We start from the raw sequence: 11,440 nt of genomic DNA, 5'->3' as shown, positions 1-11,440 counted from the left end.
CCTTCGAGGGGTACCCCGGCACGGGTACCCCGACGGCCTCCCCCTCTGTCATCTCAACCTGAGAGCTTCGCCGGACGCCCGTGGGCACCGGCTTTCACCGTCGGTGAGGGCGGACACCGTCGACGTCCGCCCTGCTTTCCAGAGTGACCTCGTCCGTGCGGTACGTGGGCCTGAGAGATTCCGGGGAGGATTTGCTCCTTCGGCGCCTCCGGATTGCCCGGAGGACTCTCCCGCACGGGGTCAGCAGCCGCTGCCAGCGTACCAGCGGGGGCAACGCACGGACCTTCGAGTGGCCGCCTCCTTGAATGTGCTCTTTTGTAGTGCTTACGGATGAGTTGCGACCAAGTGGAGGGCCCGTGCAGACCGACATCGATCCGCGCAACCTGATCGGCCGCAAGGCGTTCGACCGCAACGGCACGAAGATCGGCACGATCGACGAGGTGTACCTCGACGACGCGACGGGCGTGCCGGAGTGGGCGGCCATACGCACCGGCCTGTTCTCCCGGGACGCGTTCGTGCCCCTGGAGCCCAGCGAGCTGGTCGAGGGCACCCTGCACATCCCCTTCGACCGCGCCCTGATCAAGGACGCCCCCGACTTCGGAGTGGGCCGCCACCTCTCTCCGGAGCAGGAGCTCCAGCTCTACCACCACTACGGTCTGGACACGGCGGTTCCGCCCCCGCCCCGCCCGGACCACGAGTTCGGCAAGCTGGCGGGCACGGAGGACACGGGGGCCTGAGGGCCGAGGGCGTCCCGTCGCGGGCCGTCCGGCGCGGCCCCCGTCACGTCCTCCACCAACGGCAACGGATCCGCGGGCTCCAGCTCCGGATCGTCGACCCGGAACGTCCGCACCCGGCCCGGCACCAGCGACGCCGGTGTCTCGAAGCGCACCGTCACCCGCCCCAGCCCGCTGCCCTGCACCCATCCGGGTCCGTACTGCGCGTGCCGCACGTCGTGCCCCGCGGGCCAGCGCCGTCCGGCCGCCGCGTCCTGCTCGGCCACGGCGACGGGCTCCACGGTGTCCTCCTCCGCCGTGACGTCCGTCACCTCCCCCGCGGCCTGCGCGAAGAGGTCCTCCTGGGTGTAGTCGGCCAGGCCCGTCACCCCCACCCCCAGCAGTCGCACGCCCCCCGTCGTGTCCACCGAGTCGAGCAGCCGCGCGGCCGCCTCCCGCACCACCGCCGGGTCGTCGGTCGGCCCCCGCAGCGTCTCCGACCGGGTCAGCGTCGAGAAGTCGTACCGCCGCACCTTCAGCACGATCGTCCGCCCCGACAGCCCGGCCTCCCGCAGCCGCCGCACGCACCGGTCCGCCAGCCGCCGCACCTCCATGCCCACTCTCAGCCGGTCGTGGATGTCCACGTCGTAGGTGTCCTCCACGGACACCGACTTGGCCTCCCGCTCGGCCACCACGGGCCGCTCGTCGTGCGCGAGCGCCATCGCGTACAGCGCGTGCCCGTGGGCCTTGCCCAGCAGCCGTACCAGCTCGTCCTCACCGGCCTCGGCGATCTCGGCGACCGTGGTGATCCCGGCCCGCCGCAGATGGTCCCCCGTCGCCGGCCCCACCCCCGGCAGGATCCGCACCGGCATCGGCCCGAGCAGCGTCCGCTCGGTGCCCGGCTCGATCAGCACCAGGCCGTCCGGCTTGGCCTGCTCGGAGGCGATCTTCGCGAGCATCTTGGACGCGGCGAGCCCGACGGACCCGGAGAGCCCCGTGACGGCCCGTATGTCCGCGCGCAGCCGCTCCCCGACCGACCGGGCCGACGCCTCGTCCGAGGCCCTCTCACCGGCCTCCAGGTCCACGAACGCCTCATCCAGGCTCAACGGCTCCACCAGCGGCGACAGCTCGTGCAACAGGGTCATCACCTGCTCGCTGATCGAGCGGTACAGCGTGAAGCGCGGCACCAGGTACGCGGCGTTCGGCGCCAGCCTGCGCGCCTGCGCCATCGGCATCGCGGAGTGCACCCCGAACACCCGGGCCTCGTACGACGCGGTGGCCACCACACCACGCGGTCCGAGCCCGCCCACGACCACGGCCTTCCCGCGCAGGCTCGGCTTGGACGCCTGCTCCACCGAGGCGTAGAAGGCATCCATGTCGAGATGCAGGATCGTGGGCGCGTTTCTCACATCTCCGATGCTGCACCACGCCACTGACAACGCGCCGGACGCGCCGGGAGGTCAGACCGCCTTGTTGCGCCGCCGGGCCAGTTCGTCGGCCGGGTTGTGCCCGACGAGGGTCTCACCGGTGTCGACGCGCTCGCCGTGCAGCTGGGAGAGCGCGTTCTCCACGTCCCGCCAGACCACGCCGACCGCGATCCCGAAGATGCCCTGACCGCCCTGGAGCAGGGCGTGCACCTCGTCCGGCGAGGTGCACTCGTAGACCGTGGCACCGTCGCTCATGAGGGTCATCCGCTCCAGGTCGCGGAAACCGCGTTCTCTGAGGTGCTGAACCGCGCTGCGGATGTTCTGGAGGGAGACCCCGGTGTCCAGGAACCGCTTGACGATCTTCAGGACAACGACGTCCCGGAAGCTGTACAGACGCTGCGTGCCCGACCCGTAGGCGGGCCGCACGCTGGGCTCGACCAGGCCGGTGCGGGCCCAGTAGTCGAGTTGCCGGTAGGTGATGCCGGCCGCCGCGCAGGCCGTGGGCCCGCGGTAGCCGATCTCCTCGGTGGCCATGGACGCCGCCCCTCCGCCGCTCGGCACTGCCGTCGGCCGCTGCGGGGCGTGACCGGCTGTGCTGCTGTGAAGCGGGTATGGACCGCTCTCCCCGAAACCGTGTCCGGGGGCACCCCCAGCCGTACCGTCGCCGCTGCTTCTCACGCCGACCTCCGTCCTTGACCTGCCTTCTCGACGGTAGGCAGTCACCAGGGGCGCGTCAACGATCGCCACGCTCGGCACGCCGAGTGATAATCACCCTAGGAGTGGTTTCCCGTGCCCCACCGCGGGGAAAGGCTAGCCGAATGCTCTGGCGGCAGGCCGTAGGACGCTCTCAGTGGCCGCTGGCAATTGCCCATGAGTTTCGGCCGGCCCCGGCCCGCGAACCGGCCCGTCACCGACCTTCCGGTGGGTAACGGGCCGCTCGGCGCTCTCACTGGCTGCTGCTGCCGAAGTCCTCGGGCGAGATCTGGTCGAGGAACTCGCGGAACTTCTCCACCTCGTCCTCCTGCTCGTCCGGAATCGCGATCCCCGCGTCGTCCAGCACCGTGTCGCTGCCGTAGATCGGCGTACCGGTGCGCAGCGCAAGCGCTATCGCGTCGGACGGACGGGCGCTCACCTCGACGCCGCTGGCGAACACCAGCTCCGCGTAGAAGACGCCCTCACGCAGGTCCGTGATGCGTACTTCGGTGAGCTCCTGACCGACGGCCTCCAGCACGTCCTTGAACAGGTCGTGGGTCAGCGGTCGCGCGGGGGCCATGCCCTGCTGGGCGAAGGCGATCGCCGTCGCTTCCCCCGGCCCGATCCAGATGGGGAGGTAACGGTCGCCTCCCACTTCGCGCAGGAGCACGATCGGTTGGTTGGAGGGCATTTCCACCCGGACACCTACGACATCGAGCTCGTTCACACAGCAACCCTAGGCCGTGCCCGGGACGTTTGGGTAGTCGGGCCGACAACGCGCGCCCGATCCGGCCTCAGCCCGGGTCCTGTCACTTCGGTCACGGCAGCCGCACCCCGAGTGCGATCTGCACCAGCGCGGCGTGCAGCTTCACCGTGAGCGCCGCCAGCTCCTTCGTACGGGCCTCGGCATGGGCCCTGGTCTGCGGGTTGCGGTGCCGCTTCAGCGGAGCCACCACCTGCTCCACCAGGCCGGCCTCCCGGTCGGCGGCGGCCTTCATCGCCCGCAGATGGCGCGGCTCGATCCCGAACCGCCCCAGCTCGGTCACGAGCGACGCCACCGTGACCGACTCGGCGTCGTAGACGCCGTCCTCCAGCGGGGCGATCAGCCCGTACGACTCCCACTCCGCGAGGCAGCCCTCGTCGATCTCGGCGGCCGCCAGCAGCTCCTGGCGCCCGATCCGCGCCACCGGGGGCGCCTCCGGCACCATCGGCACCGCCTCCCCGTCGCGCTGCCGCCCCAGCACGGGAAGTTGCACGGCCTCACCGCGCTCCACGGCGTCCAGGTGCTCCCGGATGACCTTGAGCGGCAGATAGTGGTCCCGCTGCATCCGCAGGACGTGTCCGAGACGCTGCACGTCCTCGGCGCTGAACTTGCGGTACCCGGAAGGGGTCCGGCGCGGCTCGATGAGCCCCTCCGACTCCAGGAAGCGGATCTTGGAGATGGTGACTTCGGGGAACTCGTCGCGCAGCACGTTCAGCACCGTGCCGATGCTCATCAGCCCGGTTTCCGTGGCGGCGGTGCCATGACCGGCACCGCCGCTCGGTGTGTGCGGCATGGACCTTCTTCCCTGGGGCCCCCGGACGAGGTCCGGCGGGTCAGATGCCCTGCCGGCTCGCGTAGAAGACCAGCCGGTACTTGCCGATCTGGACCTCGTCACCGTTCGACAGGGCGACCTGGTCGATGCGCTCCCGGTTGACGTACGTGCCGTTGAGGCTGCCCACGTCGGCCACCGTGAAGGAGCCGTCCGGCTGGCGGCGGAACTCCACATGGCGGCGCGAGACCGTCACGTCGTCCAGGAAGATGTCACTCTGCGGGTGCCGGCCTGCCGTGGTCAGGTCGCTGTCCAGGAGGAAACGGCTGCCGGAGTTCGGCCCACGGCGCACCACCAGCAGCGCGGAGCCGAGCGGCAGCGCGTCGACGGCCGCCTGCGCCTCGGGCGAGAGCGCCGGCACCTGGGTCTGACCGGTGACCTCGGCGTCGTACGCCTCCAGCCCGGAGATCGAGATCGTGGACGTCGTCTCCGACGCCCGCTCGGGAACGGCGCCTGCGCGCAGCGGGGCACCGCAGTTGGAACAGAAGCGGGCGTTCTCCGCGTTGCGGTTACCGCACCTCGTACATACCAGGGCCGACATGGACGGATCCTCCTGCCGCGGCTGCCCCGCCGGGGCGTTGGACGCGTACGGGCCGGAGGAGAACCCTCCACCCGCACCTGAGGTTGACGGTTGCCCGAAACCTATGCCGCCGGACTGGGACGGGTCAACTGACGGCGCGCCCTGACCTCCCGAAATGTCACCCCCCGGACCAGCCACCTGATCCCGGAACAGCGGGCGCTGGCCCTCTGCGTCGGGCTGTGCGCGATGGCGAGCGGTCGCGTTGTCGCTGCCCTCTCGCGCGCTCTTGCCGAACAACTTCGCAAACAACTTCACGGGCGATTCCCCTTGACCGAAACAGACCCGCCCGTGGGGCAGGACGAACCCTGACTGAATAAACCGGCCGACCCGGACAACCTCACAACGTCCGTATCCACCAAACAGTTTCCACCACGCACCAGGTCCCCGGTGCGCCGACCCCCCGCATCCTCATGCCCTCGCCGGACGTCCCCCATGCACCACCGGTTCACTGTGAGGACGACCGAGCGTAGTCAGGCTCCTTCGCCGGTCGCAAGGCATCCACGACGATCCCGGCCGACCGCTCGACGCTCACGGTCGCCTGCTCCTTCTCGAGGGTCTGCACCACGCCTCCGGGAATGTTGAGAGCCGGCTCCAGGTCCTGCGGCTTGCCGATCACCTTGAAAACGAAGGGCTGGGTGATCTTGTTCCCGTCGACGCTGACACTCTTGCCGGAGTCGGTGAGATAGGTGCCGGCGACCACCCGGACACCGTTGACCTGGATCGCCTCCGCCCCGGCCGCGCGCAGCTCCTGGATCGCGTCGAGCAGCATGTCCGCCTGCACCGTCCCCTTCGGGTCGTCGACCGTCATCGTGATACCAGGACCCTGAGCCGCCACGGTGCCCGCGAGAATGCCGAGTTGCCTCTCCTTCTCGGCCGTCTGCTTGCGGGCCTCCGCGGCCTGGTCGGAACTGCTCTGCAACTCCTGCCGCTGCTTCTCGAGTCCTGTCTTCTCGTCCTCAAGACGCTGAGTACGGTCGTCCAGTTCATCGAGGATGCGAACAAGATCTTCCTGCCGGGCCCCGCGCAGCGCGCTGTCGTTGTCGCTGTTCGACGCCACCTGTACGGCGAGCCCGAACCCGAGCCCGAACAGCAGCACGGCGACGATCAGTTGGGCCCGGCTGGCGCGTGGCGGCCACAGCCCCTGGACCAGCCGCTGCCGGCCGGTCAGCCCGGGCTCCGCTGCCGGCTCGTCGGCCGCGTCGGCCGCCGGCACCGCCGGGGGCACCTCGGCGGGAAGTTCTCTGCGCAGCCGGTGCTCCGGCTCCTTGTCGTGTTCGCTCATGCCACTCACGCCCGGAAGACGTGCCGCCGGATCGCCGCGGCGTTGGAGAAGATACGGATACCGAGCACCACCACGACCCCGGTGGACAGCTGCGAGCCGACGCCCAGCTTGTCACCCAGGAAGACGATCAGCGCGGCCACCACCACGTTCGACAGGAACGACACCACGAAGACCTTGTCGTCGAAGATCCCGTCGAGCATGGCCCGCAGACCGCCGAAGACGGCGTCGAGCGCCGCGACGACGGCGATCGGCAGATACGGCTCGACGACCGCCGGAACCTCAGGACGGACCAACAGTCCGGCCACGACGCCCACGACGAGGCCAAGTACGGCGATCACGATGTGCCCTTCTCAGTCTTCTCGGTGTACGGCTGTGCAGTACGTACGATCACGCTCGGCGCGGCGGGCAGCCGGACGTCACTCTCCGTCGCGATGGTCGCCCGGATGTCGAAGTTGTCCTCCAGGGCGTGCAGATACAGCCCGTCGGGGCTGTCCTGGAACCTGGAGGCGAGGCTTTTCCCGTCCCCCACCGCCAGCACCGTGTACGGCGGCACCAGCGGCCTGTTGTCGACCAGTATCGCCTCTCCGGCGGCCCTGATCGCGGACAGGGCGGTCAGCCGCTGGCCGTTGATGGAGACCGCCTCGGCGCCGGAGGCCCACAACCCGTTCACGACGCGCTGCATGTCGTGGTCACGGACCCGGCCGGTGTCGGAGAACCCGGAGGTCTCCCGCGGATTCTCGGCGTCACCACCGGAGGAGGCCTCCTTGGCGTCGTCCACCACCAGCTTCACACCGGGGCCGTGCACCGCCGTGGCCCCCGACAGGACGCCCACCAGGTCGGCCTGCCCGCTGCCACCGCTCTCCCTCAGCGCCGCCCGCTGCCGGTCGCTGACGTCGTCCCGCAGCTTGTCGACATCGGTCTCCAGCCGGTCGGCGGACGTCGTCTCACGGTCGATGCGGTCGATGAGCTCTTGGCGCTCCTTGGCCACCACGGGCGCCGTCACACGTGCCTGCGCGGCTCCCACGGTCACCACGAGCGCCGCGAGCACCAGACCGCCGGCGAAACCCAGCCTGGCCCGGAGGGTCTTCGGCATGCCGCCGCCCTCCCCCAGGGCCCGCTTCCGGGCGGCCGCCTCGGCGTACCCGTCGTCGAGGCTGTGATCCATGACGTTGGTGATCAACGACATGGAGGCGTCCGGGCGCTGCGGCCGGGGGACGCTGCTCCGAACGGGGGGTTGCTGCGGCATGCCGCACATCGTCGCACGTCGCGACCAGTACCTCCGAACGGGCCCTCCGGCGTGCCGGACAGGCCCCCTTGGGGACACTTGTCCGGCACGCGCGCGTGCGGCGCGGCTACCGTCCGGCGCTGTCCACGATCGCCGCCCACTCGTCCAACAGGGCCTGCGCGGAGGCGTCGTCGGGACCCTCCGCCCACAGGTGGGTGACCGCCTCGGCCGGGTCGGGCAGCACCATGACCCAGCGCCCGTCGGTCTCGACGACCCGCACACCGTCGGTCGTGTCCACGAAGCGATCACCGGCCGCCTCGACGACACGCCGCATGACCAGGCCCTTGACAGCCCACGGGGTCGCCAGGTCGCGCTTGAGGACGTGCGCCCGCGGAATCCGGGCGTCGATCTGGCTGAGCGTGAGCTGCGTCCGCGCCACCAGACCGATCAGCCGTACGAAGGCCGCGGTGCCGTCGTAGACACTGCTGAACTCGGGGACGATGAACCCGCCCTTGCCGTCACCACCGAAGATGGTGCCTTCCTCACCGCCCACGCGTGTGAGGTCGTCGGGCGAGGTCGTGGTCCACTCGACCTGGGTGCCGTGGTAGGCGGCCACCTGCTCGGCGATCCGGGTCGTGGTGACCGGGAGCGCCACCCGGCCGCTGCGCCGCTCCGCCGCGACCAGGTCCAGCATGACCAGCAGCGCCCGGTCGTCCTCGATGATGCGGCCCTTCTCGTCCACCAGGGACAGCCGCTCGCCGACCGGGTCGAACCGCACGCCGAACGCGGCTCCCGAGGACGCCACGATCTCGCCGAGGCGCACCATTCCGGACCGCCGCTGGTCGGCCGTCTCGGTGGGCCGCGCCTCGTTGAGGCCGGGGTTGATGGTCAGCGAGTCCACGCCCAGCTTGCCGAGCAGGCTGGGCAGCACGAGCCCGGCACTGCCGTTGGACGCGTCCACGACGACCTTGAGCCCGGACTCGAGGATCCCGGTCGTGTCGACGTTGCGCAGCAGCGAGCCCGTGTACGAGTCGAAGACGCTGGCCGGGAAGTACAGGTCGCCGATCTCGCCGGGGAACGCGCGCCGGTACTCCTGCCGTGCGAAGATCCGGTCCAGTTTGCGCTGGCTGGCCTGCGAGAGGTCCGCGCCGTCCCCGTCGAAGAACATGATGTCGACGGAGTCCGGCACCCCCGGCGAGGTCCGGATCATGATGCCGCCGGCACTGCCCCGCGCGGTCTGCTGCCGCGCCACGGGCAGCGGTACGTTCTCCAGGTCCCGTACGTCGATGGCACTGGCCTGGAGCGCCGAGATGACCGCACGCTTGAGCGCACGGGCGCCGCGGGAGTGGTCGCGGGCCGTCGTGACGGTGGAGCCCTTCTTCAGGGTCGTCGCGTACGCGCCCGCCAGCCGGACGGCCAGCTCGGGCGTGATCTCGACGTTCAGGATCCCGGACACACCGCGGGCGCCGAACAGATGCGCCTGCCCCCGGGACTCCCAGATCACCGACGTGTTGACGAACGCGCCGGCCTCGATGGTCTTGAATGGATAGACCCGGACGTTGCCCTGAACGATCGATTCTTCACCGATCAGGCACTCGTCACCGATGACCGCCCCGTCCTCGATCCGCGCGGCCCGCATGATGTCCGTGTTCTTCCCGACGACACAGCCCCGCAGGTTGCTGTGCTGTCCGACGTACACGTTGTCGTGCACGACGGCCCGGTGCAGGAAGGCCCCGCTCTTCACGACGACGTTGGAACCCACGACGGTGTGTTCCCGGATTTCCGCGCCGGCCTCGACCTTCGCGTAGTCACCGATGTAGAGCGGCCCGCGCAGTTCGGCGTCGGCGTGCACTTCGGCACCCTCGGCGACCCAGACGCCGGGAGATATCTCGAAGCCGTCGATGTCGACGTCGACCTTGCCCTCCAGGACGTCGGCCTGCGCCTTCACGTACGACTCGTGCGTGCCGACGTCCTCCCAGTAGCCCTCGGCGACGTAGCCGTAGACGGGCTTGCCTTCCTTCATCAACTGCGGGAAGACGTCGCCGGACCAGTCGACGGGAACATCGGCCTCGACGTAGTCGAATACCTCGGGCTCCATCACGTAGATGCCCGTGTTCACCGTGTCGGAGAAGACCTGACCCCAGGTCGGCTTCTCCAGGAAGCGCTCGACCTTGCCTTCCTCGTCGACGATGGTGATGCCGAATTCCAGCGGATTGGGCACACGCGTGAGGCACACCGTGACGAGCGCGCCCTTTGCCTTGTGGAAGTTGATCAGTTCGGTGAGGTCGAAGTCGGTCAGCGCATCGCCGGAGATGACAAGGAAGGCATCGTCCTTCAACGCCTCTTCGGCGTTCTTGACGCTTCCGGCGGTACCGAGTGGCTTCTCCTCGTTGGCATAGGTGAGCTCCATGCCGAGCTCTTCGCCGTCACCGAAGTAGTTCTTGACCAGTGATGCCAGGAACTGCACGGTAACAACGGTCTCGGTGAGCCCATGCCTTTTGAGCAGCCGTAGCACATGCTCCATGATCGGTCGGTTCACGACCGGAAGGAGTGGCTTGGGCATGCTGGAGGTCATGGGGCGAAGGCGTGTGCCTTCACCACCGGCCATCACGACGGCCTTCATGTCGGAAGCGTCCTCCTCTAAGAGATGACTGTCTAGCCGACTTCACCCGTCAAGATTGTCCCGCACTTTTGCGCTGCGAGCCATCGAGAGGAATCGAGAGCCACTACGTCCGGACAATCGCCGAGCTCAATCGGCTGTGGCGTCCGCACGGACCAGGCGGCGGACCTGCACCACGTAGAGCACTCCTGCCCACCAATAGAGCGTTGTACCCCATCCGGCGAACGCCCATCCGAAAATAGCAGCGAGTGACGAGATCCAGCCGCTTCCGTCACTGAGGAGCAGCAGGGGGAACGCGTACATCAGATTGAAGGTGGCGGCCTTCCCCAGGAAGTTCACCTGCGGGGGCGGATAGCCGTGCCGCCGGAGGATCCACACCATCACCAGCAGCATCAGTTCACGCAGCAGCAGTGCGCCGGTGAGCCAGAGCGGCAGGATCTCGCGCCAGGTGAGTCCGACCAGTGTCGACAGGACGTAGAGCCGGTCCGCGGCCGGGTCGAGGAGCCGGCCGAGGCTGCTGATCTGGTTCCAGCGCCGGGCCAGCTTCCCGTCCAGGTAGTCGCTGACGCCGCTGAAGAGGAGCACCAGCAGGGCCCAGCCGTCGCTCTTGGGCCCGCCGAACTCGGGCCACAGGATCAGCCACAGGAAGACGGGTACGCCGACGAGGCGCGCCATGCTGAGGATGTTCGGGATGGTGAGTACCCGATCCGTCTGGACGCGGGTCTCCTGGACCTCCACCCGGGGGCCTCCTGTGGTGGGAAACGAGCCAACTTTGCCCCCTGACCTTACCTCAACGCAAAAAAGCTCTGGCTCCTGGGCCAGATGCCCAAGAGCCAGAGCTCTAAAAGGAGTTCGGCGGCGTCCTACTCTCCCACAGGGTCCCCCCTGCAGTACCATCGGCGCTGTGAGGCTTAGCTTCCGGGTTCGGAATGTAACCGGGCGTTTCCCTCACGCTATGACCACCGAAACACTATGAAACTGTTCAGCCGCACCATGCCGTGACCTGGCATGGGGCTGTTCGTGGTTTCAGAACCAACACAGTGGACGCGAGCAACTGAGGACAAGCCCTCGGCCTATTAGTACCGGTCACCTCCACCAGTTACCTGGCTTCCAGATCCGGCCTATCAACCCAGTCGTCTACTGGGAGCCTTACCCTCTTATAGAGGTGGGAGTCCTCATCTCGAAGCAGGCTTCCCGCTTAGATGCTTTCAGCGGTTATCCCTCCCGAACGTAGCCAACCAGCCATGCCCTTGGCAGAACAACTGGCACACCAGAGGTTCGTCCGTCCCGGTCCTCTCGTACTAGGGA

The 11,440-nt window shown here is 68.8% G+C and carries 11 protein-coding genes, 2 rRNA genes and 1 riboswitch; of the genes, 1 reads left to right on the top strand and 12 read right to left on the bottom strand.

What is annotated here, in order from left to right; translation table 11 throughout:
* Nucleotides 1-148: 148 nt before the first annotated feature.
* Nucleotides 149-243: riboswitch (glycine riboswitch) on the bottom strand.
* A gap of 113 nt (nt 244-356) precedes the next feature.
* Nucleotides 357-737 carry a PRC-barrel domain-containing protein gene (locus tag MB828_RS36760; RefSeq protein ID WP_207920714.1) on the top strand — a complete coding sequence of 127 codons (381 nt, stop codon included), beginning with the start codon at nt 357-359 and terminating at the stop codon, nt 735-737.
* Here MB828_RS36760 and MB828_RS36755 read toward each other — a convergent pair.
* From MB828_RS36755 to MB828_RS36700, 12 genes are all read right to left on the bottom strand, one after another.
* Nucleotides 650-2,122, bottom strand: a complete 1,473-nt coding sequence (locus tag MB828_RS36755; RefSeq protein WP_301651958.1) for a DNA polymerase IV — start codon at nt 2,120-2,122, stop codon at nt 650-652. The two genes, MB828_RS36760 and MB828_RS36755, sit on opposite strands and share 88 nt — an antisense overlap.
* A gap of 51 nt (nt 2,123-2,173) precedes the next feature.
* Nucleotides 2,174-2,818: a MerR family transcriptional regulator gene (locus MB828_RS36750; protein WP_071659766.1), complete on the bottom strand. Its 645-nt coding sequence runs from the start codon at nt 2,816-2,818 to the stop codon at nt 2,174-2,176.
* Between the two features lie 268 nt (nt 2,819-3,086).
* Nucleotides 3,087-3,560, bottom strand: coding sequence for a bifunctional nuclease family protein (locus MB828_RS36745; protein ID WP_003988851.1), 474 nt, complete (start codon nt 3,558-3,560; stop codon nt 3,087-3,089).
* Nucleotides 3,561-3,651: 91 nt separating this feature from the next.
* Nucleotides 3,652-4,389, bottom strand: coding sequence for a MerR family transcriptional regulator (locus MB828_RS36740; RefSeq protein WP_301651957.1), 738 nt, complete (start codon nt 4,387-4,389; stop codon nt 3,652-3,654).
* 40 nt (nt 4,390-4,429) lie between these two features.
* Nucleotides 4,430-5,260: an FHA domain-containing protein gene (locus MB828_RS36735; protein ID WP_207920712.1), complete on the bottom strand. Its 831-nt coding sequence runs from the start codon at nt 5,258-5,260 to the stop codon at nt 4,430-4,432.
* Nucleotides 5,261-5,450: 190 nt separating this feature from the next.
* Nucleotides 5,451-6,287 carry a DUF881 domain-containing protein gene (locus MB828_RS36730; RefSeq protein WP_133024667.1) on the bottom strand — a complete coding sequence of 279 codons (837 nt, stop codon included), beginning with the start codon at nt 6,285-6,287 and terminating at the stop codon, nt 5,451-5,453.
* Between the two features lie 5 nt (nt 6,288-6,292).
* The gene (locus tag MB828_RS36725) at nt 6,293-6,625 is read right to left on the bottom strand and encodes a small basic family protein (RefSeq protein WP_046727248.1); all 333 of its coding nucleotides are present in this window, start codon (nt 6,623-6,625) and stop codon (nt 6,293-6,295) included.
* Complete coding sequence (locus MB828_RS36720) at nt 6,622-7,533, bottom strand: DUF881 domain-containing protein (protein ID WP_301651956.1); 912 nt, start codon at nt 7,531-7,533, stop codon at nt 6,622-6,624. Before MB828_RS36720 ends, MB828_RS36725 begins: the two co-directional genes overlap by 4 nt.
* Before the next feature lie 106 nt (nt 7,534-7,639).
* On the bottom strand, nt 7,640-10,135 hold the full coding sequence (locus MB828_RS36715; protein ID WP_133024665.1) for a mannose-1-phosphate guanyltransferase: 2,496 nt from the start codon (nt 10,133-10,135) through the stop codon (nt 7,640-7,642).
* Nucleotides 10,136-10,261: 126 nt separating this feature from the next.
* A complete protein-coding gene (locus MB828_RS36710; protein WP_046727251.1) occupies nt 10,262-10,870 on the bottom strand; it encodes a CDP-alcohol phosphatidyltransferase family protein in 609 nt (202 codons plus the stop codon).
* 112 nt (nt 10,871-10,982) lie between these two features.
* Nucleotides 10,983-11,099: ribosomal RNA gene (gene rrf, locus MB828_RS36705) — 5S ribosomal RNA — on the bottom strand.
* Nucleotides 11,100-11,188: 89 nt separating this feature from the next.
* Nucleotides 11,189-11,440: ribosomal RNA gene (locus MB828_RS36700) — 23S ribosomal RNA — on the bottom strand; the annotation flags it as partial.

It is taken from the genome of Streptomyces arenae, assembly GCF_022343545.1.
Taxonomy (GTDB): domain Bacteria; phylum Actinomycetota; class Actinomycetes; order Streptomycetales; family Streptomycetaceae; genus Streptomyces; species Streptomyces humi.
Note: the sequence above shows the minus strand (reverse complement) of the source record. Positions and strands in the feature narration are given on the sequence as shown.

Excerpts from the sequence above, each read along its gene's own strand:
- MB828_RS36720 (WP_301651956.1), bottom strand. The coding sequence starts at position 7,533 with ATGCCGCAGCAACCCCCCGTTCGGAGCAGCGTCCCCCGGCCGCAGCGC.
- MB828_RS36715 (WP_133024665.1), bottom strand. The coding sequence starts at position 10,135 with ATGAAGGCCGTCGTGATGGCCGGTGGTGAAGGCACACGCCTTCGCCCC.
- MB828_RS36740 (WP_301651957.1), bottom strand. The coding sequence starts at position 4,389 with ATGCCGCACACACCGAGCGGCGGTGCCGGTCATGGCACCGCCGCCACG.
- MB828_RS36730 (WP_133024667.1), bottom strand. The coding sequence starts at position 6,287 with ATGAGCGAACACGACAAGGAGCCGGAGCACCGGCTGCGCAGAGAACTT.